At 59.9% G+C, this 20813-nt stretch carries 17 protein-coding genes; 9 read left to right on the top strand and 8 right to left on the bottom strand.

Going from position 1 to position 20813, the window contains the following annotated elements; genetic code table 11:
• The coding region (locus tag SYN65AY6A5_RS10780; RefSeq protein ID WP_206336958.1) for a transposase at positions 1–314 on the top strand (314 nt) is incomplete at its 5' end.
• 92 nt (positions 315–406) lie between these two features.
• On the opposite strand, the gene SYN65AY6A5_RS10775 is transcribed toward SYN65AY6A5_RS10780, so the two are convergent.
• The gene (locus SYN65AY6A5_RS10775; RefSeq protein ID WP_099884401.1) at positions 407–1873 is read right to left on the bottom strand and encodes a hypothetical protein; all 1467 of its coding nucleotides are present in this window, start codon (positions 1871–1873) and stop codon (positions 407–409) included.
• A gap of 382 nt (positions 1874–2255) precedes the next feature.
• Between SYN65AY6A5_RS10775 and SYN65AY6A5_RS10770 the strand changes: the two genes are divergently transcribed.
• Positions 2256–3710, top strand: a complete 1455-nt coding sequence (locus tag SYN65AY6A5_RS10770; RefSeq protein WP_011428964.1) for a BCD family MFS transporter — start codon at positions 2256–2258, stop codon at positions 3708–3710.
• Here SYN65AY6A5_RS10770 and SYN65AY6A5_RS10765 read toward each other — a convergent pair.
• Positions 3707–4060, bottom strand: coding sequence for a DUF6464 family protein (locus tag SYN65AY6A5_RS10765; protein WP_071813485.1), 354 nt, complete (start codon positions 4058–4060; stop codon positions 3707–3709). The two genes, SYN65AY6A5_RS10770 and SYN65AY6A5_RS10765, sit on opposite strands and share 4 nt — an antisense overlap.
• Before the next feature lie 349 nt (positions 4061–4409).
• On the opposite strand from SYN65AY6A5_RS10765, the gene SYN65AY6A5_RS10760 reads away from it, so the two are divergent.
• The 4 genes from SYN65AY6A5_RS10760 (at position 4410) to SYN65AY6A5_RS10745 (ending at position 9548) form a co-directional block, all read left to right on the top strand.
• A complete protein-coding gene (locus SYN65AY6A5_RS10760) occupies positions 4410–6518 on the top strand; it encodes a WD40 repeat domain-containing serine/threonine-protein kinase (protein ID WP_011428966.1) in 2109 nt (702 codons plus the stop codon).
• A gap of 49 nt (positions 6519–6567) precedes the next feature.
• Positions 6568–7866: an NAD(P)/FAD-dependent oxidoreductase gene (locus tag SYN65AY6A5_RS10755; protein ID WP_099812632.1), complete on the top strand. Its 1299-nt coding sequence runs from the start codon at positions 6568–6570 to the stop codon at positions 7864–7866.
• A gap of 45 nt (positions 7867–7911) precedes the next feature.
• Complete coding sequence (locus tag SYN65AY6A5_RS10750; protein WP_240531034.1) at positions 7912–8628, top strand: hypothetical protein; 717 nt, start codon at positions 7912–7914, stop codon at positions 8626–8628.
• Positions 8629–8753: 125 nt separating this feature from the next.
• On the top strand, positions 8754–9548 hold the full coding sequence (locus SYN65AY6A5_RS10745) for a glycerophosphoryl diester phosphodiesterase membrane domain-containing protein (RefSeq protein ID WP_011428969.1): 795 nt from the start codon (positions 8754–8756) through the stop codon (positions 9546–9548).
• 58 nt (positions 9549–9606) lie between these two features.
• Here the strand turns inward: SYN65AY6A5_RS10745 and mnmA are convergent, their stop codons facing one another.
• The gene (mnmA, locus tag SYN65AY6A5_RS10740; protein ID WP_099813289.1) at positions 9607–10719 is read right to left on the bottom strand and encodes a tRNA 2-thiouridine(34) synthase MnmA; all 1113 of its coding nucleotides are present in this window, start codon (positions 10717–10719) and stop codon (positions 9607–9609) included.
• 98 nt (positions 10720–10817) lie between these two features.
• Positions 10818–11555, bottom strand: a complete 738-nt coding sequence (locus SYN65AY6A5_RS10735) for a HEAT repeat domain-containing protein (RefSeq protein ID WP_099884399.1) — start codon at positions 11553–11555, stop codon at positions 10818–10820.
• A gap of 155 nt (positions 11556–11710) precedes the next feature.
• On the opposite strand from SYN65AY6A5_RS10735, the gene SYN65AY6A5_RS10730 reads away from it, so the two are divergent.
• Complete coding sequence (locus tag SYN65AY6A5_RS10730; RefSeq protein ID WP_228375382.1) at positions 11711–12658, top strand: hypothetical protein; 948 nt, start codon at positions 11711–11713, stop codon at positions 12656–12658.
• Between the two features lie 183 nt (positions 12659–12841).
• Here the strand turns inward: SYN65AY6A5_RS10730 and SYN65AY6A5_RS10725 are convergent, their stop codons facing one another.
• The gene (locus SYN65AY6A5_RS10725; RefSeq protein WP_011428973.1) at positions 12842–13399 is read right to left on the bottom strand and encodes a hypothetical protein; all 558 of its coding nucleotides are present in this window, start codon (positions 13397–13399) and stop codon (positions 12842–12844) included.
• Between the two features lie 337 nt (positions 13400–13736).
• Between SYN65AY6A5_RS10725 and SYN65AY6A5_RS10720 the strand changes: the two genes are divergently transcribed.
• Positions 13737–14666: a hypothetical protein gene (locus SYN65AY6A5_RS10720; protein ID WP_099884397.1), complete on the top strand. Its 930-nt coding sequence runs from the start codon at positions 13737–13739 to the stop codon at positions 14664–14666.
• Positions 14667–14720: 54 nt separating this feature from the next.
• Here SYN65AY6A5_RS10720 and SYN65AY6A5_RS10715 read toward each other — a convergent pair whose 3' ends face one another.
• The 3 genes from SYN65AY6A5_RS10715 to selD all read right to left on the bottom strand — a co-directional run bounded on the left by SYN65AY6A5_RS10715 (position 14721) and on the right by selD (position 17670).
• A complete protein-coding gene (locus SYN65AY6A5_RS10715; protein ID WP_011428975.1) occupies positions 14721–15833 on the bottom strand; it encodes an ABC transporter permease in 1113 nt (370 codons plus the stop codon).
• Between the two features lie 165 nt (positions 15834–15998).
• Positions 15999–16499, bottom strand: coding sequence for a hypothetical protein (locus tag SYN65AY6A5_RS10710; protein ID WP_011428977.1), 501 nt, complete (start codon positions 16497–16499; stop codon positions 15999–16001).
• Between the two features lie 112 nt (positions 16500–16611).
• Entirely contained in the window at positions 16612–17670 is a 1059-nt protein-coding gene (selD, locus tag SYN65AY6A5_RS10705) for a selenide, water dikinase SelD (RefSeq protein ID WP_099884395.1), read from the bottom strand.
• 114 nt (positions 17671–17784) lie between these two features.
• Here selD and SYN65AY6A5_RS10700 point away from each other — a divergent pair.
• Positions 17785–20813: DNA polymerase III subunit alpha (locus tag SYN65AY6A5_RS10700; RefSeq protein WP_240531051.1), on the top strand; the 3029-nt coding region annotated here is incomplete at its 3' end.

The raw sequence follows: 20813 nt of genomic DNA, 5'->3' as shown, positions 1-20813 counted from the left end.
AGTTTTTGAGAAGCGAGCTATGTCCGAAGCTAGATGCGAGGAAGGTTGTGATTATGGACAATTTGAATATCCACAAGAGTCGGGAAGTTGAGGAATTGATTAGGGGGACAGGAGCACGAATCCTATACCTGCCTGTGTATGCGCCGGAGTTGAATCCCCTTGAGATGATGTGGTCGGTGTTGAAGCATTTTATTCGGCAGCTTTGCAGAATTGGGAAATATAGCATGGAGCAGATAGTGAAGACTTCTTTACTACTGATCAATCCATCCTCCTTCCGAAGTTGGTTTGCTAAGTGCTGCTATTGTACCCCTTGAGCCCTTAACAGGCTGTACCACCCTCAGGGGAGAACCTGAGTAAAGAGGTGGTTAAGAATCCCTCTCCATTAGGCCAGAGCCCGGAAAAGAGGCTAATCCCCCAACTCCGGATCCGGCCGCACCCGCACCTCCATTTGGCGCAACAGGCGCAGCGAGCTCTCCGGCCCGTCGATCATCTGCTGCTCGTTGATCCAGTAGGTGGCAATGCCCAGGTCTTCCAGAAATCGAATGTAGGGATCCGGCGGCGGCCCGTCGAAAACGGCGGCTTTCTGAACGGAGAAGCCCTGTTCGATCCAGGGGGTGAGGGCAAAGCGCTCGTAGTAAAATAATTGCCCCACCACCTCCTGGAGCGCCTCTGCGGCATCTTTGTGGTGCAGCAATTTCACCTCGGCCAAAAGCAGGTGTCCATCCGCCACCGCCAGAAAGTCAAACGTGTGCTGGTCTTCCCGCACCTCCAGCCCAGCCAGGCGGAACCAGCGGCGAAAGTGGTGCAAGATCTCGTTGTGGCGTTCGCTGCGCTCCAACTGACGGCGACGGCGGCGCTCTGCCATCAGCGGGTCTGTCCCGGCACAGGCAGGGATCCCGCTGCTGCGAAACTGGGGCGGCTCATCCGGATCCAAAACCACCTTGCCCCCAGCAGGGTGATGCAAGAGGGGGGGCATAGGAGGCAGGAGCTCGGCGGATCCCCACTCCACCTCCGGCTGCGCAGCCAGGGCGAGCAGATGGCGATTGAGAGGGTGCTCAGGGTGGGTGTCAAACAACAGCTTGAGTTGGGAGTGGCTGAACTGAAAATCCAGGCGAAACTGCTCCACCGAAAGGCTGCTGCGCCCCTTTTGCAGAGTCTCCTGGCCAAAGTAGAGCATCACCAGCAGAGGATAGATGGGCAGGGGGCGATGGGGCGGGATCAGCATGGCCCACATCGCGTCAGTCCAGTGGGGGAGCAAAATCTCCGCCTGTTTGCCCTTGCCCACCACCTGCAGCATTTTGGGGTGTCCCGCCTGCCAGCCACAGGGGTGGTCGTCGAAGCCACAGGTTTGCCGCCCCTGATCCACGCTCAAGGGGTAGCGCCCGTCGTAGAGGCGAAAAGGACAGAGATCCCGGTCTTCGGCCAGAAAACGCTCGTCCTGCCACAGATGGGCGGCCAAAGCATGACAACCAATGCCCTCCTGGCTGTTGCAAGCCTTAAGCCAGCGCCGTTCCGCCAATTTGCCGCCCACTTTGCTCGGCGCCAGGGGTTGGACAAGGCCGTTTTCCCCTTGGTTAAACAGGGGCCACACCAAGGGCTCCCCCGTCTCCGGCAGGGTGGGCAGCAGGGGGTGGACTTTGCTGTAAAACGGGTCGCAAATGCGCTGGGCCACCTGCTGCAGAGGCAGGCCATGAGGGGATCCCACCGCCGGCAGAAGAGATCCCGAGCCGGCCTGGGCGCGATGGTACTGGATGGCCAGGGCCACTTCTACTCCTATTGGACGCAGTTCCGGCGTCAACTGCCGGTAACGCTGCAGCAGCCGCGAGGCTTGCACAAACAGGTCGTAGCGCCGAACTGGGACTGGGTCAGCCATAGGGTTGCCGGAGAAATTCCTCGCCGACTTGAGCAAAAGCTGGCTATGGACGAGCTTCTCGGTCTCAAACAGGATCGAGATTGGGTTTGTTGTGTCTGCAAATGCTGACTTGCCGAGCGCAGCGGCAGGAAGGCCCGTTTCGCTTGGCACCAGGTCAGTTGTCAGTGTAGTAGAGAAACCCCGGCGCGGAAAGATTTTGCGACTTGCTCCCGCCAAAACCAGCGGCAACAGGCTAGCAGGGAACGATGCTCCGGCCCTAACTCGGTTACCGAGAGCCGGTGCGGCGGTTTCGCTTTCGGCAATCCCATACCTTTTCCGGGATCCCCGGCTGCCTGGGCTACCATAAAAAGCTGTAGGGCTTTTGCATGAAGCATCACAGGTCATGGCCAATATTCAGCGGGATCCTGAGGTCAACGGGTCGGCGGCCACCGCCCTTTCTTCACAGCCTCAGCCTTCGGCGCCCCCCTTGCCTTTGCTGGTTATGTTTCGCCTGGGCCTATTTCAGATGGGCTTGGGGATGATGTCGCTGCTGACGTTGGGGGTGCTCAACCGGGTCATGATCGACCCGGAGCTGCTGGCCATCCCGGCTACGGTGGTGGGGGGATCCCTGGCCATGCACCAGTTGGTGTCTCCAGCCCGCGTCTGGTTTGGGCAGCTTTCCGATGCCAAGCCTTTGTTGGGGACGCACCGCAGCGGCTATGTGCGCCTGGGATCGGTGTTGTTTGCCCTGTGCATCTTCTTGGCGGTGCAGGTGGTGTGGGGCTTGGGGCAGAGCTTTGCCAACAGCGGCTGGTCGCCGGCTACCTACGGCTGGATTGCTCTGGCTGCCTTGATGTTTGCTCTCTACGGGCTGTGTCTGAGCGCCTGCTCCACGCCCTTTGCGGCGCTGCTGGTGGATGTTTCCGATGAGCACAACCGCTCCCAGTTGGTGGGGATCGTCTGGTCGATGCTGATGGTGGGCATCGCCGGGGGGGCGATTGGCTCGGCGGTGCTGCTGCGCGGCCTGGATGCCGAGAACTTACAGAGCACGATCAACCGCCTTTTCATCATCATCCCTGCCGTGGTGATCCTGCTGGGGGTGATCGCCACCTGGGGGGTGGAAGAACGCTACTCTCGCTACGGATCCCGTTCCACCTTGGTGGGTCGGGAAGACCAGATCACCCTGGGCACGGCCATTAAGGTGCTCACCGCCAGCCGCCAAACCGTGATCTTCTTCGGCTTTTTGGCCCTGATGACCATGGGCCTGTTTATCCAGCAGCCGATTCTAGAGCCCTATGGCGGCGAGGTGTTCGGCATGACCGTATCCCAAAGTACCCAGCTCAACGCTTTCTGGAGCCTGGGCATTTTGGCGGGAATTGTGGTGACCGGATTTTTCATCGTGCCCAAGTTGGGCAAGCAGACCACCACCCGCCTGGGCTGCTTGCTGGTGGCCCTTTCTTTTGGCCTAACCATTGCCTCAGGGTTTACGGGCGAGCCGCGGCTGCTGCAGCTATGTATGATCCTGTTCGGCTTAGCTTCCGGGATCACCACCAACGGCGCCATCAGCTTGATGTTGGATTTGACAGCGGCTGAGACTGCCGGCACCTTTATTGGGGCTTGGGGCCTGGCCCAGGCGATGTCGCAGGCGCTTTCTACCCTCATTGGCGGCGCCTTGCTGGATTTGGGGCGGCTCCTCTTCCCCACTTCCTCGGTGCTGGCCTATGCCACCGTCTTTGGGGTGGAGGCGGCGGTGATGCTGCTGGCGGTGTACTTGCTGGGACGGGTGAGCGTGGCCGAGTTCCGGGAAAACACCAACCGCGCCCTGACCGAGGTGCTGGCGCTGGAGCTGGAAAGCTAACGCCCTTTGGCCGGCTCGTAGTGGCGACACCCCTGGCAGGGCCCGCTGGGGTTGACGGCGCAGCGCAACAGGGGCGAGCGGGCGTTGAAGCGGCAGGAGGGATCCCCCAGAAACTGGCCTGCTTCGGGAGGTGGGCTCACCGGGCGAATGAGGGCGCGGATGCCGCAGAGGTGATACTTGCCCTGCCGCAATTGGTAGGAATGACGCTTTTCCAAAATTAGGTAGTGCTGCTCGGCCAGTTGGATGTAGGTACCCGGATGGGGGCTGCTCTCCCAGGGGCATTCCTCCACCACCTCTCCCGAATCCGCATCGATCCACTGAATGGGCAAGGCCGGGTTGACAGAAGACATAAGGTGCCAGGGAGGCCAGCCTGGAGAACAGACCGGCAAACAATAGGATGGACGCGGTTTTGCCTGTACTCGCTCTATTTAGTGTAGAGGATTTTCCTTGGGCGGGCCGCCAATTGGGGGGGAGGGTTGAGTCCTAGGTTCTCGCGCCTGATCTAGATCTCCTTCTTCCGAAGGGAGGTCACCTCCATCTCTCCCGCCTCGAGTAGCCAGAAACCTCATCTCTTGCCGAGGGGGTTACCTTAGACCCTGTTTTCTCACTGTGGCATGATGGGTCAGAAGCAAAAATTGGTAGCCTGGCCGAGGATAGGCCACGGGTGAGCCACATCTGCCTGGAGCGACCGGAGTCCTTATGGTAGGGCAAACCTTGGCTGGCCGCTATCAGATCCTAGAAGAACTGGGATCCAGCGGGCAAACCTACCTGGCCCAAGATGGCCATTGCCCCGAACAGAGCTGGGTGGTGATCAGGCGTTGGCAACCTCGCTCTCCCAAGGGGGAAGAGCCCTCTGCTGCCCGGCAGCGATTTCAACAGGCAATGGCGCTGCGGGAACGCCTGGGATCCCATGACGCTATCCCGCGCCTGCTGGCCTATTTTGAGGAGGAAGGGGGCTTTTACTGGGTGGAAGAGTGGATCCAGGGGCAGACACTGGAACAGGCCCTGCGCCAGACCACGGAGCAAGGGCAGCTTTGGTCAGAGGTGGAGGTGCGGGCCTTTTTGCAAGATGTGTTGCAGACTCTAGCCTTTCTGCAGGGTGAGGGGGTGAGCCACGGCAATTTGCGGCCCTCTTGCTTGCTCTGCCGACAGTCCGATGGCCGTTGGATGGTATTGGGCTTGGGCCAAGCTATGGCCTCTGCCGGTTCTGGATTGGAGGCTTCCTCTGCTGGCGGCGACCTCGATGCCTTGGGCCTCCTCGCCTTGCAAGCCCTCTCAGGGATCCCGACCCACAAGCTGTTTCGCGATCCGTTGACGGGAGAGCTGCGCTGGCACGATCTGGCTCCTACCAGCGCTCCTTTCGCCGCTTTTTTGGATGGCCTGGTGGGTTGCGACCCGCGGCAGCGCTTTGCTTCGGCAGCGGCAGCTCTGGCTGCCTTGCAGGCTTTGTCTCTGGCAGAAGGTGTCTCTCCCGGCGCTGAGATCTTGCCCGACCCTGTTGCCGTCGATCCCTGGCAGGAGCCGACTACGCCGCCGCGCTCTCCCGTATCGTTGCGGGCGCGTTTCTGGATCCCACCGCTTTGGGCGGGGAGCAGCCTGGCGGCTTTGCTGGTTTTGTTCGGAGTTGCTGCCTGGCAACTGGCGGCCAACCTTAGCCGGTGGGGAGAGAAGGCAGTTGTGCCTAGGGACTCTGTCCCGCCCGCGGGAACAATGGCAAATTTGGGATCCGCTGGGCCCAACAGCTTCAGCTTCACAGAGCAGCCGCCCAATCCCTCCAAGACTGGAAGCCCTGCCCTCGACTTGGCAGATTGGGCCAAGTCCTTACGGCTCAAGGCCAAGCTGGAAGGTCCCGCCGCCATCACCGCCCTGGCCATCAGCCCGGATGGAAATCTCCTGGTTGCCGGGGGGGATGACGGCGTCATCCGCTTTTGGGATCCCCAGGCCGGCCAACTACTGCAGAGCTGGACAGGCCACGAAGGCTCGATTGAGACGCTGGCCATCAGCCCGGATGGCACCTTTTTGGTGAGTGGAGGGGCAGACAAGACGGTGCGGGTCTGGGATCTGGCTGCTCTAGGGGATCCCGCCCTGCGGTCGGGGGAGGGGGTGCCACGGCTGCAATTGCAAGGACACACCGACTTGATCAACAGCGTCGCCATCAGCCCCGATGGCCGTTGGATCGCCAGCGGCAGCGCCGACCGCACCATCCGCCTTTGGCAAGCCGAGGACGGCCAGTTGGTGCGCACCATCGACAGCGCCGCCTACCCGGTTACCCAAGGGGCAGGCATTACGGCAGTGGCCTTTGCTCCCTCTGGGTTGGCGGAAGAAGGGAGCTCGCCCTGGATCCTGGTGGCTGCCAATGGGAATCCCGCCGTCTATCTCTGGGATCCCAGGAGTGGAGCGTTGCTGAAAACCCTCGAAGCCGACTACCCCATCGAGCAGGTGCTCCTCAGCCCCGATGGCCGCCACTTGCTCGCCGCCAGCGCTTCCGGCATCTGGATCTGGAACGTGGGCACGGGATCCCGGGAGCGCACCCTGCCCCAGCCCTTATCCGGCTTGGCCACCCTTGCCCTCAGCCCCGATGGTCGCTTGCTGGCCAGCAGCACCGATCACCGCGCCCAGCAGATCAAACTCTGGGATCTGCGCAGCGGCAAAGAGTTGCGCACTCTGGGCGGCCAGACCTGGATGGTGAGCGCTCTGCTGTTCGGCCCCGATGGTCAGACCCTTCTCAGCGGCGGCGCCGATGGCGCCATTCGCATCTGGGGGCCAGAACATCCCGCCTCTGAAGCGGAGAAGGGGACTCAGCCTTGAGGAATCAAGCCAGGTAGAATACTCGACGGAGGAGGGATCCCGGCAGAGCATGGGCAGAGTAGTCATTATCGGGGCGGGGCTGGCCGGCTTGACCTGCGCCAAGGTGCTGGCCCAAGCGGGCCAAAGGGATGTTCTGGTCCTAGAGAAAAGCGACAGCCCCGGCGGGCGGGTGCGCACCGACGCGGTGGAAGACTTTCGTTTGGATCGCGGCTTTCAGGTGCTGTTTACGGCCTATCCCCAGGTGCGGCGGCATCTGGATCTGAGCCAGCTCGATCCCCGCCCCTACCGTCCGGGAGCCATGTTGGCCCAACCCGGTCGCTGCTGGCTGTTGGGAGATCCCCTGCGGGATCTGTCCAGTATCTTTCCTTCCCTGCTCAACCCCTTGGCCAGCTTTGGCGACAAGCTCAAGGTGCTGCAGTTGCGGGCAGAGCTGGCGCGGCGCACCCCGGAGCAGGTTTTCCAAGAAGGACTGGGGGGATCCGATTGCTCGCTGCGGGAGTTTCTGGAAAGGTACGGGTTCTCCGCCAAGATCTGCCAGCACTTTTTCTACCCCTTTTTCCGCGGCATTCTTTTGGATCCGGAGCTGGCCAGCAGCGCCCGCCTCTTGGCCTTCTATTTCAAGATGATGGCCGAGGGAGCCATCGTCACCCCGGCCTTGGGTATGGGAGAACTGGCCCGCCAACTGGCCGGCCACCTTGCCCCAGAGCAGATCCGCTACCAAACCCCGGTGGAGCGCATCCTGGTCCAAGAGGGAAAAGTGCGCGGGATCCGCACCGCCGACGGCGAGGAGATCCCTGCCGAGTGGGTGGTCTGCGCCACCGATGCTCCTCAAGCGCGGGCCTGGCAAGCGGAGCTCTGCCCCCACGCCGCTGTACCCATCCCCACCCAGGGACGAGCGGTGACCTGCCTTTACTTCTGCGCCCCCTTTTCCCTAACTCGCGGCCCTTATCTGTACCTCAACGCCGGCGGCCAAGGCTGGATCAACCACTGGGTGCAGCTCACCCACCTCAGCCCGGCGCTGGCTCCTGCTGGCCAGCACCTCTATTCGGTGACGGTGCTGGGAAATCCCCCTCTGGGCGATGAAGAGCTGGCCCAAGCCTGCCGGGCCGAGCTGCAGACCTATTTTCCCAAAGCCCCCTTGGAACAATGGCGCCTGCTGCGGGTGTATCGGATCCCTTTTGCCCAGTTTGTGCAGCCGCCCGGCTTTCAGCAGCATTTGGTTCTCACCTTTAGCGGCCTGCCGGGCCTCCTTTGGGCCGGGGAATACACCCACCAGAGCAGCCTCGAGGGGGCTCTCCGCAGCGGCGAACAGGCAGCGGCGTGGATTCTCCAAAAATCGGCCTTGTAGACTTTCTTAACTCTACTCCCGGAACCAAAGCCGGGATCCCGTGGTATGAAGGGGGTGGACTTGGTTGCCCACGAGGATCCCTCCGCCATGCAAAACGCCACCCTTAGCCCAATCCCGCTCCTGCAGCGGTCGTTTGAGTTGGTAGGTCCCATCTACTGGCCGCTGCTGATCCTGGCCTCTCCAGGCTTTATCCTGGCCATCGTCACGGAGCTGACCCCACTTCTCGGGGGGATCCTCCAACGGGCCTATGGCATTGTTGTTGCACCGATCCTAGGCGGAGCAGCCTTGTGGCTGGTGGATCAGCACCTGAAGCGGCAAGCGCCCCTGCTGGGCAACAGCCTCAACCGAGCGGTCTCGAAGGCAGTGCCTCTAGTTCTGGGCACCCTCTTAGCAGCACTCCTCTCTTGCCTTGCCTCCATCTTTCTGATCATTCCAGGCATTTATGTAGGGGTTAAGCTGGCCCTCACACCTTGTGCCATTGCTCTAGAAAATCAAGGAACTACAGGAGGGCTGCGCTACAGTTGGAATCTCGTCAAAGGTCGTTGGTGGGGCGTGTTTTGGGCCCTTCTGGTCCTGGGCTTGATTCTTGGTTTTGCGGGTGTATTGATAGTTGGATTTGTCATAGTTGTGGCTGATGTTGGCGACTTTGGGGTGAGAATGGTTGCGGCTGCTGCTGCCACAGCCGTTGTGCCCATCTTCTGGGTCTATGTGGTTCTCCTGTTCCGATCCCTGCAACGATTGAAGGGGCAAGCAGCCTCCTAGTTTCCGCTTTTGCCCCCATTGGGGATAGCAAAAAGGGTGCTCCCCGTGCCTAGCTTTGAGATGAGAAGGGATCCCTTTTTGGGATTTCGGCTCAACCCAAGATGTCCTAGGTGAGATCCCGTGGTATGAAGGGGGTGGACTGGGCTGCCCACGAGGATCCCTCTGCCATGCAAAGCGCCACCCTTAGCCCGATTCTGCTCTTGCGGCGGTCGTTTGAGTTGGTAGGTCCCATCTACTGGCCGCTGCTGATCCTGACCTCTTCTAGCCATATCGCGTTCTTCGTTGTAGGTCTGACCTCACCTTCCCTCGGGATGATCCTCTCCTTGCTCCTCCTGGCCTATGTCCTAGTCGGCGCGCCCATCTTGACAGGAGCAGCCTTTTGGCTGGTGGATCAGCACTTGAAGCAGCGAACTCCCTTGCTGGGCAATAGCTTGGATCAGGCTTTCTCTAAGGCAGTGCCTCTGATATTCGGCAGCCTCCTGGTGAATCTGATTTCCTCACTAGGGATGCAGCTGTTTGTGTTTCCCGGCATCTATTGCCGGGTAAGGCTAGCTTTCACCCTCTGCGCAATTGCCCTGGAGGACAAGGGTGCCACAGAAGGGTTGGGCTACAGTTGGAACCTGGTCAGGGGCCGTTGGTGGGGGGTGTTTTGGGCATTCCTGGTCGTGGTTTTGATCTTCGGCATCTCAATCCTGCTTTTGCCTTTTGTTGTGGCGATCTTGGGAGCTACCCTAGCTGCAGTTGTAACTGGGGGTAATACCGACATCATAGGACTTGCGCTTCTGGTTTGGGCGCCTGTGGTAGCTCTCTTAGCAGTTGTGGTCGGGTTTGCCGCTTTCACGGCAGTCACGCCTATCTTCAATGTCTACACGGTGCTCCTGTTCCGATCCCTGCAGCAGCTGCAAGCGCAAGCAGCGTAGTTTGGCTTGCCCTCACCCCCAATCCTTCCCCCCTGGCGAGAGGGAAGTTGCAGTTGGCCTAGGGAGAAGGGCGCTCCAGGATCCCTCCCCCCAGCAGGAGATCCCCGTGGTACCAGACGGCAGCTTGGCCAGGAGTGACCCCAAACTGCGGCTCGGCAAACCGTAGCTTGACCCGCTCCGGCGATTCCGGGATCAAGGTGGCCGGCACGGCGGGGGTACGGTAGCGCACCTGCACTTCTACCGCTAAGGGCTCGTCCGGCGCAGGGGTCGAGACCCAGTTCACCTGCCGCACCCAGGCCTCGGCTTGGGTGGCTTCTTCCCGTTCCCCCACCACCACGCGGTTCATGGCCGCATCGATGCGCACTACATAGAGCGGGCGGGAAGAGGCAATGCCCAGCCCCTTGCGCTGGCCAACAGTGTAGTGGTGAATGCCCTGATGGGATCCCAGCACGCGCCCCTGGGTATCGACAATTTCCCCCGGCCTTTGACCCAGGTGCTGATCCAAAAAGTTGCGCATCGAGCCGTAGGTCTCGATCAAGCACAGATCCTGGCTTTCGGGCTTATTTGCCGTAACCAAGCCGTAGCGCGCGGCAATCTGGCGGGTTTGGGCCTTGGTGTAGTTGCCCAAGGGGAAGAGGCTGTGGGCCAGGTGCTCTTGGCTGAGGTCGTAGAGAAAATAAGACTGATCCTTCTGCCGATCCACCGCCCGCAGCAGTTGATATCGCCCCAGCTCGCTGTTGAAACGTACCCGCGCGTAGTGGCCGGTGGCAATCTGAGAGATGCCCAGGGTCTCGCGGGCATAGGTTAGCAAGGGACCAAACTTCACCAGCTTGTTGCATTGCGAGCAGGGCAGCGGTGTGATCCCGTCCGCATAGCCGGCCACCAGGTAATCGACAATGTTGGCTTGGAACAGCTCGCGGCTATCCACAATATGGTGGGGGATCCCCAATTGCTCACAGATGGCGGCGGCGTCCACCAGGCCGTCGGTGCAGCACTGGCCTTTCCCCCGCATCAGCCAGAGAGTCACCCCCTCCACGGCATAGCCCTGTTCGTGGAGAATGGCCGCCACCGTGGAGCTGTCTACCCCCCCAGAGAGAGCCGCCACAATGCGAGGCCGAGAGGGGGAGCCGGCTATTTCTGGAGCAACGAGAGGATAGGGGCTGGTAGCCATCGCAGAGCAGAGGATCAGGAAAACCAAAGGCCGGCAAATCCTCGACGGAGCCCTCCGAGAACCCCGTCCCTACATCAGGCCGAACCCAGATCTTCAGCTTAGCTTGCTTCTGAATCGGCTGGCCGGGATCCCGGTTCCGGGAAGCCCCTTTGGCGCAGCCGCCGCAGCGAATCCAAAGCCGCCGCGGCAACGCTATCGTGGGGATCTTTGGCCAGATAGTTGAGGGCGGAAACGCTCTTGGGCGAAGGCAGATTTCCCAAGGCCTGGGCCAGCCGCTGCCGCACCAGCCAATCTTCCGACTGGGCAAACCGCAGGATGTGATCCAACGCCCGCAGATCCCCCAGTTCTCCCAGAGCAGCAATGGCCGCCTGCTGCAGCAGCTCTTCCGGCCCCTCCAACGCCCGCAGCAATACGTCGTAGGCTCGGGGATCCTTCAGGTTGCCCAGGGCCACGGCGGCGCTGAAGCGCACCAGCCACTCCACATCTTCATAAAAAGCACGCACCAGCGCCTCAAAAGCCCGCGGATCTTCCAAGTAGCCCAGGGCGCCTGCCGCATCGGCGCGAATGCCGTAGTCCGGGTCTTGGGTGAGAATCTCCAGCAGCTTGGGCAAACAGGCGTCCGTCTGCTTGATCCCCAAGGCAAACACGGCAAAAGAGCGCACCTGCAGGTTTTCGTCGTCGATGACCTGCAAAATCAGCGGCACCGCCTGCTCTGCTGGCACATCCCGCAATTGCGCCAAGGCCACCATGCGATCCGCAGGGCGCGGGCTGCGCAGCCGCTCGGCAATCTCCTCCAGACGAGCGGGGTTGACAGGATCCAAAGCAGAGACAGTCATGGCGTTAACAAATTTTTACAGTCTCTCTTCATTATGGCAAATTGGGCTGCGCTCAGATAGGGGCCGGCTTTGCCTACGCCGGTCGGGATCTCTATTGACAGGGGCTGAGGCTTTGATTGGAAATCCTAGCATTGTTGTCGAAAAAAGCAGCTCGATTGAGCCCCATCCCCAAGATTTTGGCTATTTTGGTGATGCGAGGCTCTCTCCCGGTGGTCTCTATGCTGAAATCTCTACCTGCTCGCCAACTGTTCTCACTTGGGATCCTCTTGTTGTCGGCAGGGGGCCTGGTCTGCTTGTCCCCTCGTTTGTCTTCTGCGTTGGCCAACGAACAAGCGGTTCCCGAAGCGGAGCTGGCGCTGCAGCCCCTCTTGCCCCCGGGATCCCGCATCCTCCGCTCCCGTCGGCTGAGCGACACAGAAGCCGAGATCTGGGTGGAGTCGCGCGGCGGCAGCAGCCCTGTAGTTATGCGGCTCAACGCCTCAGGCCGTTGGGAACAGGATATGAACGCTACTCTGGCCCGCGGAGCCAGCCAGATGCAGGCTCTTGCCCGGCAACAAACGGCGAGCCTGCCTCCAGGTTTTGGCCAGACTGCCCCCGACCAACCTCCGCCCCCGCTTGTGCCCTCCCTCTTGCAAACCACTCAAGCCGCCTCCAGCCTGATCCCACCGGTGGATCGGGAGCAGGAAACCCAGCGGGCCTTGAGTGGGGCGGGACGGGCGGATCCCTTTGTGCCCCAAAACGTGCGTGCCCCTGAGCCAACCCTTAACCTGCCACCTCTACCTCCGCCGCCGGAGCTGCCGCCGCCCGGCAATGGTGGCGAAGTGCCCGTAGCAGTGACCACGCCGCTCCCGACCCCCACTCGTGACCCGGCGGCCTTTGCCCGCAGCGTGCAGGTTTCTGGGATGATCCAGATTGGTGGCGAATCCTTTGCTTTGGTTTCCGGCCCAGGCGTCATTCCTTCTGTGGTGCAGGCCGGGCAAAACTACCAAACTGCCAGGGTGGCCGGAGTGTCGGTGCCGGAGCGACGGGTTGTGCTCTCGGAAGGAGGCGAGACCGTCGTGAAGACAATGCAAGACACCACTGTGATCGTGGGTGCGCCCTAGCCGTGGCTATTCCAGAACACAACGAGACACCAGAGAGACTGGCGGTTTGATGCAGTCTCCTGTCTTTGGGCAAGGGATTTTTCCAAGGTCAAGTCTAACTCCCCTCTCCCTCTGGGAGAGGGGCTGGGGGTGAGGGGGGACTCCCTCTGGGAGAGGGGCCGGGAGCGAGGGAGTCTGGAAAAGTCAAAAACGGGGCTCGCTGTTGAGGCGGGACGGCTGCTGTTTTAAATAGCGCAAGAACTCCCGCAGTTCGGCCTCATTTAGTTGGTGGCGCGACTTTTTTTGGAAGCGACGCTCCAAGAACTCTTGTCCTTCCTTGCGGCCCCAGCCAATACGCTGCATCTCGACATCTGTTTGAGCAATGATGTCGGATAAATCATCTCCATAGGCCCCTGGCTCGCTCAGATTGGGCAACTCTGGGGAAGTCGGCTTCGCCGGGATCCCTATCGACTCAGGAGCTTGAGGGGCAGCAGAAGAGTGGGTGCGCCCATTGGCCAAGTCAGGAGTGGGCAGGTAGGGCATCCTGGCGGCAGCAGAATCCACCCCCAAGCTCAGGGAAGTTGTGGAATGACCGAATCCTGCGTGGTTTAAAGCGCGCTTCAGCGCAGCATCTTCTGCTTCTTCTACTGTGTTGGAGCCGGCAATACCACTGCCCAGAACCGTGTTGTTGACCACCACCTGGGCTTTGACGATGTAGATCCCTTCTTCCACCCGCAACAGATCGGTGAGCAAACTGCCCATAGGGTACCGCTCTCGAAAGTCTTGGATCATGTTGGCGTCAGAACCTGTTGCTGCTGAAGCTCTGACTACAAGTTAGCCCGAAAGTTAACTTGGCATCCAGATCTCAATCCAATCCCACCCTCAATATCGACATTGAATTGATATAAAGCGAGAGATCTCAACAAGAGGGAGCTGTCCGAGCAGATAACATCCCGGCTGGTGAGGGTATGCTATGGCCAAGGAATCCAGTTATATTAAGCAAGCGTCAACCCACGTGGCTGGCTTGGAAAACATGAATTATCAGCAGCTCAGCCTTGACTCTTAGCTCTATTGTCGGCGCCAAGACAGATGGGGGACTATGGCCAGCGATACCATCGGGGTCAGCTCAGCGAGTTTGGGACGGGCAGCCATTCGAGAGCGCAACTACGGCACTGCTTTGCAGTTGCTCCGGCGGGCTTATCGTGCGGATCCCAGCCCAGAGAATGCCCGTTGGCTGGCCACCGCCTATGAAGAAGCGGGGTACCTGCAATTGGCCGCTCTGTACCGAGAATTGGCCCAAGAGCGCAGGGAGACTCCCAAAGCGATTCAATTTCAGGCCCCCAAACCTCCCGGCACCCTTGAGGAGCTGAAGCAGCCATCTCCTGAACCGCCGGATCGCAAGACCATTCCCTTGCCGCAGCCGATCCCACGCCCAACCCCACCCGCATCTCCTCCGGATCAGCCAATTTGGGTTTACAAGCCCACCCCCATTGACCCCAAAAGCATCAGCCGGCAAACGCCCCTTCGACCTCAGGCCGCGGAGCCTGCCCCTTCCCCTCAACAATCGGCGGAGAGGAGTAACTATTTGCCGGTTCAACACGCGCCGGATTTGAAAAACCCGCAGCAGGGATCCCCCTTCCTGCGGCGGCTGAACCAACTGCATCGCCAGTTTAAGGATCGGCCCACGGCGGAGCTGGCTTTACAACTGGCGGAAGCCTACGACGAGCAAAAGAACTTCAAAGAGGCCCAGCGCTACTACCGAGAAGTGTTGGATCTGGACGATTCCTGGCTGTTGCGACCGATGGTGCAAGAGCGCCTGGAAGAGCTGCGGCAACTGCAGGAGCAGGGCTCTTTGGCGGATCCCTCGGCCCAAAGTTTGCTCAAGCTGGCCGAGAAGTTGGAGCAGGAGGGGGAAATCGCCCGGGCCGAGCAAGTCTACCGCCAGATCCTGAAGATGGATACCACCCTGGACGTCCATGCCAAGGCTCGCAAGGGGCTCAACCGGCTCTATCCCGACGGGAAACGGTGAACGGCAGGCCGCCCCATTGCCTCTACAGCCGGCAAACCAGGAAGCAACTTCTCCTCAGCGAGGATCAGGATCCCGCGGGTCGAGGGCATCTCGCAGGCCATCTCCCAGCAAGTTAAAAGACAGGGAGGTGAGCACCACCATCAGGGTGGGGGCCAGCACCAGCCAGGGCTGCAGAATGATTACCGAAGCGTTGGTGGCCAGCGACAGCATGTTCCCCCACGAGGCATCCGGCTGTTGGATCCCCAGGCCGATCAAGCTCAGCACCGACTCTGCCACGATATAGCCGGGCACCGCCAAGGTTGCCGAGATCACCACGTAGGTGGTGGTCTGGGGCAGGATATGGCGCACCAGCAGATACAGGGATCCGGCCCCGGCCACCCGCGCCGCCTGCACAAAGTCTCGCTCCCGCAAGGACAGCACCTGCCCCCGAATCACCCTGGCCAAGCCCGCCCAACCCACCAAAGAGAGGATGGCCACAATCACCAAAAAGCGCTCGGCATTGCTGAAGGGCACACCGGTCAGCGGGTTCACCTGCAACACCGCCGCCAACGACACCAGCAAATACAGCGTCGGGATCGACATCAACACCTCAGTCAGCCGCATCAGCAGCGTATCCACCCAGCCGCCGAAGTAGCCGGATATGGCCCCCACCAGCAGACCGATGGGAAAAGAGATGCCGATGCCCACCAGGCCAACGAACAGGCTGACGCGCCCACCGTAGACCAGACGGCTGAAGTAGTCGCGACCTTGATCGTCCGTGCCCAGCAGGTGTAGCCGCGCTACGGGCAGCCCTTCCTCCGTCCGCAGAGGGACAGTGCCGAATAGGTGTCGATCCCAGGGGATCAAACCCAACCAACGGTAAGGGGTGCCGGCCACAAACAGGCGGATCCCGGCGGGACGGCTGGTATCCACCAAAAGCGGACGTTCGCCCGTTTCCAGATCCACCGGCCCCTGGCGAGTTGGATAAACGTGGGGTCCCAGCCAAGCCCCCGACTCGTCCCAAAAGTGAATGGCGGTGGGGGGCAGAAGGGATCCCCCCGGCTGCGATTCCAGCGGGCTGTAGGGGGCGACAAACTCGGCAAAAATGGCGCAAGTATAGAAAACGAGGAGGATGTAGGCTCCTGCTTGAGCCCAGCGATTTTGGCGAAGCCGTTTCCACCACTGCATGAGGCCAGGATCCCGGTTGGGCGAGCTTTCAGGGTAGCGATACTGCGCTTATTTTCCAATCAAATCTAGAGAGCCAGAAGGCCTGATTTCTGTAGTCTAGGTCTCTTACTCCGATCCCGAACAGCCCCAACTCAGGCTCCCCTCTCCCTTCTTCCCCAAGACGGCTCAGCCGGCCAGGGAATAGCTGGGGCTGTAGAGGGGCATCATTTCCATCCGAGCTGCGGCGATTGTCTGCGGCAGCACCCCGACCAGCCGCGCCAAAATGTCATCCGGCAACTGGCTGACCAAATCGGCAGAGAAAAATTCCTCCAAACTAAAAAGCAGCACCCGCGCCCGCTGGGCCGGCAGAGGATTATCGGTGATCTGCTGCAGCCAGCGCATCCAGTGCAGCCGCTTGGCATAGGCATTTTGCCGCTCTTGATAGCCCTGGGGATGCAACAGAGCCACATCCCCAATGGGGAGCACGCCGCTCGAATCCACATCCAAGGGCCCCCCGACCGCAGCCCCCGGCCCGGCAAACTCGGCATGAAACGTCTTGCAGATGATCAGGGCGTTGGGCCGCTGTGGATCCACCATCAGCAATTGGCCACTGCTGAGGCTGCGAATCAGTTGACCTGGCTCAACCCACTGAACCAGGCTATGGCTGTTGGGAGAGGGCTCGTTCATACCCCTTTAAGATATCTCAGCTCCCCTTACCCTTACATGAGATCTTCAACTTTCGCAGCTCTGCTTGACCGAATCTTCATATTGGCAGGAGAGGGCCGAATATAGGCTTCACTCAAGCTACCGGCATCTCGCCGACAACCCGGATGGCGATCCCTTCGCCGGCCTGGCAGCGGCCAATGCGACGGGCGTAAGAGTAGCCGGCGCTGTGGAGCTCTTGCAAAAGCTCTGCGGTGTAGGCGGGATCCACCGCCACCAGCAAGCCGCCGCTGGTTTGCGGATCCGACAAGAGCAACTGCTGCCACTCCGGCAGAGAGTTGGCCTCTACTCCCTCATAGCCCTGCCAGTTGCGCCGGGCTGCGCCGGGGAAGATCCCAGCTTCAGCTAAGGAGAGCGCTTCGGTCAAAAACGGAATGGCAGCCAAATCCAGCTCGGCGCTCACCCCCGAGCCCCGGCAGACTTCCAGCAGATGTCCCAAAAGGCCAAACCCCGTTACATCGGTTAGGGCGCGAACCTGGGCTCGCTGCGCCAGTTGCGGGCCGATGCGGTTGAGCTGAGTCATCACCTGCAAAACTTCCGCGTAGCCTGCCGCGCTGAGCTGGCCCTTTTTCAGGGCGGTGGTCATCACCCCGATCCCCAGCGGCTTGGTGAGGATGAGATCGTCGCCGGGCCGGGCGGTGGCGTTGCGGCGGATGTGCTGCGGGTGGGCCAGCCCTGCCGCCACCAGGCCGAAGATGGGCTCGGGCGAATCGATGGAGTGCCCCCCGGCCAAAGGGATCCCGGCTTCCTGACAGACCTTGATTCCCCCGGCCATGATCTCCCGAATGGCCGACAGGGGCAACCTGTCGACCGGCATGCCCAAAATGGCCAGGGCGAGAATGGGCGTGCCCCCCATCGCGTAAACATCGGAAAGGGCGTTGGCGGCGGCGATGCGGCCAAAATCCACCGGATCGTCCACAATGGGCATGAAAAAGTCGGTGGTCAGGATCAGGGCCTGCTCGTCGTTGAGTTGGTAGACGGCGGCATCGTCGCTGGTCTCGGATCCCACCAGCAGCGCCGGATCCGACCAGAAAAGGGGCAGCTCTTTGAGAATCTGCTGCAGCAGCGCCGGGGCGATTTTACAGCCGCAGCCGCCGCCGTGGGAGTACTGGGTGAGGCGAATAGGAGGCTCCATATCAGGCGAAGGGCGAAAAGGTGGGCTTGACTTCACTGTAGCGGCCTCTGCCGGCAACTGGAAAAGGAGAGCGCTGGGTTAAGGTTGAAGGGATCCCTTATCCCTACCGTTGCCATGGCCTTTGTTCCCTTGCACTTGCACAGCGAGTACAGCCTTCTAGACGGGGCTAGCCGACTGCCGCTTTTGATTGAGCAAGCAGTGGCTATGGGTTTCCCAGGGCTGGCCCTGACGGATCACGGCGTTATGTACGGGGCCATCGAGCTGGTGAAACTGTGTAAAAGCAAAGGGATCAAGCCGATCATCGGCAATGAGATGTATGTTATCAACGGCGATATTCGAGACAAAAGCCGCAAGTACCCCAAGTATCACCAAGTGGTTTTGGCCAAAAATACCCAGGGCTACAAAAACTTGGTCAAGCTGACCACCATTTCCCATCTCCAAGGCGTTCAAGGCAAGGGGATCTTCGCTCGGCCCTGTATCAACAAAGAGTATTTGGCGCAATACAAAGAGGGGTTGATCGTTACCAGCGGCTGCCTGGCCGGGGAGGTGCCCCAGGCCATTTTGCAGGGGCGGCCAGAAATTGCCCGCCAAGTTGCCGCCTGGTATCAGGAACAGTTTGGAGATGATTACTACATCGAGATTCAGGATCACGGCTATCGAGAAGACCGCTTTGTCAATGTGCAATTGGTGCGCATTGCTCGCGAATTAGGGATCCCGATCATCCTCACCAACGATAGCCACTTCATCTCCTGTTGGGATGTGGAGGCTCATGATGCTTTGCTCTGCATCCAAACAGGCAAATCCCTCACCGAAAAAAACCGCCTTCGCTACAGCGGCACAGAGTACTTGAAAAGCCCGGACGAGATGCGCCGCCTCTGCCGCGATCACCTGGAGCAGGAGGTGATCGACGAAGCCATTGCCAACACTCTCAAGGTGCTGGAAAAGATCGAGGGCTATGACCTATTTGGGGAAACGCGCATGCCCGACTATCCGGTTCCGCCGGGCCATTCTGCCGATAGCTATCTCACCGAATTGGCCTGGCAGGGCCTGGCGAAACGCTGCGGCGTCGCCTATCCAGATCAGATTCCGGAAAACTATCAGGAGCGCCTGCGCTTTGAGCTGAATATCATCCAACAAAAGGGCTTCTCCAGCTATTTCCTGGTGGTCTGGGACTACGTTCGCTATGCTCGCGAACACGGGATCCCGGTGGGCCCGGGCCGCGGTTCGGCAGCCGGATCCCTGGTGGCCTATGCTTTGCAGATTACCAACATCGATCCCGTCAAATATGGGTTGCTCTTCGAGCGCTTTCTCAACCCAGAACGGCAATCGATGCCGGATATCGATACCGATTTCTGTATCGAGCGGCGGGGAGAGCTGATCGACTATGTAACCCGCAAATACGGCCAGGAGCGAGTGGCCCAGATCATCACCTTCAACCGCATGACTTCTAAGGCCATTCTCAAAGATGTCGGTCGGGTGCTGGATATTCCCTATGCCGAAGCCGACAAAATGGCAAAGCTGATCCCGGTCTCGCGGGGCAAACCGGCAAAATTGGAGGAGATGATCGGCGAGAACACGCCGGCTCCAGAGTTCAAAGAAAAATACGAGAAAGACCCAACCACTCACCGCTGGATCGAGCTGGCCCGCCTGTTGGAAGGCACCAACAAAACCTTTGGGGTTCACGCTGCCGGCGTGGTCATCTCCAAAGATCCTCTAGATGAGATCGTGCCCTTGCAATACAACAACGAAGGCCAAATTATTACTCAGTACTCGATGGAAGATATCGAGTCTCTGGGCCTGTTGAAGATGGACTTTTTGGGGCTGCGCAACCTGACGATGATCCAGCGGGCCGTGGAGCTGATTCGAGAGCACAGAGGGGTCACTATCGACCTGGATAACCTGCCATTGGACGACGAGAAAACTTACCAACTTTTGGAAAAAGGAGAGCTGGAAGGGATCTTCCAACTGGAGTCTTCCGGCATGAAGCAGGTGGTGCGAGAGCTCAAGCCTTCCAACTTGGAAGATATTTCCTCGGTCTTAGCTCTTTACCGGCCAGGGCCATTGGATACGGGCATGATCCCGGACTTTATCGATCGCAAGCATGGCCGCAAGCCGGTAACCTACGCCCACGATCTCCTCAAGCCAATCCTTCAAGATACCTATGGCGCCATTCTCTACCAAGAACAGATCATGCGCATTGCCCAGGACATGGCCGGCTATACCCTGGGCCAGGCTGATCTATTGCGGCGGGCGATGGGAAAAAAGAAAGTTTCCGAGATGGAGAAACACCGGGAGCAATTCGTCCGAGGGGCAGTAGAGCGAGGTGTGGCCAAGGAAGTGGCTACGGAGCTATTTGACCAAATGGTTGCTTTTGCCGAGTATTGCTTCAACAAATCCCACTCTACGGCCTATGGACTGATTACTTTCCAGACAGCCTATCTCAAGGCCAATTATCCAACAGAATACATGGCGGCGCTGCTTTCTTCTGTGGGAGGGGATCAAGACAAGGTCCAGCGCTACATCACCTATTGCCTGTCGATCGGGATCCAAATTGAGCCGCCGGATATCAACCGTTCTGGCCTGGACTTTACCCCTCAGGGATCCAGCATTTTGTTTGGTCTAGGAGCAGTGAAGAATGTGGGCGAGGGGGCGATTCAAAACATTCTGGCTGCCCGCCAGGCCGGAGGCCCCTTCACCTCTTTGGCCGATTTTTGCCAGCGGGTGGATCTGCGCGTGGTCAACCGCCGCGCCATCGAGTCGTTGATCTGTGCGGGCGCTTTTGATGGTATTTCCGGCAACCGCAAACAGCTAATGGCGGATCTGGATCCCATCCTCAATTGGGCAGCGGAGCAGGCTAAGTCCAAAGCCATTGGCCAAGCCAGCCTGTTTGATTTGTTGGGCAACGACCAGGGATTTATTGAAGCTCCGCGGGGGCCTGCAACTGAAGATTTTCCACCGCAAGAAAAGTTAAGGCTAGAACGGGAGCTGTTGGGCTTTTATGTTTCGGATCACCCGCTGCGGCGGATTCAAGAGCAGGCGCGGCTGTTGGCTCCTGTTAACCTCTCCGATTTGAGCGGCTACGCAGCCGATACTTCTGTAGGCATTCTGGCCCTGCTGACCGCCATTAAAACGGTAACCACCAA

The sequence above is a fragment of the Synechococcus sp. 65AY6A5 genome (assembly GCF_002760415.1).
Taxonomy (GTDB): Bacteria; Cyanobacteriota; Cyanobacteriia; order Thermostichales; family Thermostichaceae; genus Thermostichus.
The sequence above is the reverse complement of the archived record's forward strand: the minus strand, read 5'-3'. Positions and strand labels throughout refer to the sequence as shown.

Bases quoted from the DNA above. Each gene is read 5' to 3' on its own strand.
- SYN65AY6A5_RS10770 (WP_011428964.1), top strand. From the start codon at position 2,256: ATGGCCAATATTCAGCGGGATCCTGAGGTCAACGGGTCGGCGGCCACC.
- SYN65AY6A5_RS10765 (WP_071813485.1), bottom strand. From the start codon at position 4,060: ATGTCTTCTGTCAACCCGGCCTTGCCCATTCAGTGGATCGATGCGGAT.
- SYN65AY6A5_RS10715 (WP_011428975.1), bottom strand. From the start codon at position 15,833: ATGCAGTGGTGGAAACGGCTTCGCCAAAATCGCTGGGCTCAAGCAGGA.
- SYN65AY6A5_RS10710 (WP_011428977.1), bottom strand. From the start codon at position 16,499: ATGAACGAGCCCTCTCCCAACAGCCATAGCCTGGTTCAGTGGGTTGAG.
- mnmA (WP_099813289.1), bottom strand. From the start codon at position 10,719: ATGGCTACCAGCCCCTATCCTCTCGTTGCTCCAGAAATAGCCGGCTCC.
- SYN65AY6A5_RS10755 (WP_099812632.1), top strand. From the start codon at position 6,568: ATGGGCAGAGTAGTCATTATCGGGGCGGGGCTGGCCGGCTTGACCTGC.
- SYN65AY6A5_RS10775 (WP_099884401.1), bottom strand. From the start codon at position 1,873: ATGGCTGACCCAGTCCCAGTTCGGCGCTACGACCTGTTTGTGCAAGCC.
- SYN65AY6A5_RS10760 (WP_011428966.1), top strand. From the start codon at position 4,410: ATGGTAGGGCAAACCTTGGCTGGCCGCTATCAGATCCTAGAAGAACTG.
- SYN65AY6A5_RS10750 (WP_240531034.1), top strand. From the start codon at position 7,912: ATGAAGGGGGTGGACTTGGTTGCCCACGAGGATCCCTCCGCCATGCAA.
- SYN65AY6A5_RS10745 (WP_011428969.1), top strand. From the start codon at position 8,754: ATGAAGGGGGTGGACTGGGCTGCCCACGAGGATCCCTCTGCCATGCAA.
- SYN65AY6A5_RS10735 (WP_099884399.1), bottom strand. From the start codon at position 11,555: ATGACTGTCTCTGCTTTGGATCCTGTCAACCCCGCTCGTCTGGAGGAG.
- SYN65AY6A5_RS10725 (WP_011428973.1), bottom strand. From the start codon at position 13,399: ATGGGCAGTTTGCTCACCGATCTGTTGCGGGTGGAAGAAGGGATCTAC.
- selD (WP_099884395.1), bottom strand. From the start codon at position 17,670: ATGGAGCCTCCTATTCGCCTCACCCAGTACTCCCACGGCGGCGGCTGC.
- SYN65AY6A5_RS10720 (WP_099884397.1), top strand. From the start codon at position 13,737: ATGGCCAGCGATACCATCGGGGTCAGCTCAGCGAGTTTGGGACGGGCA.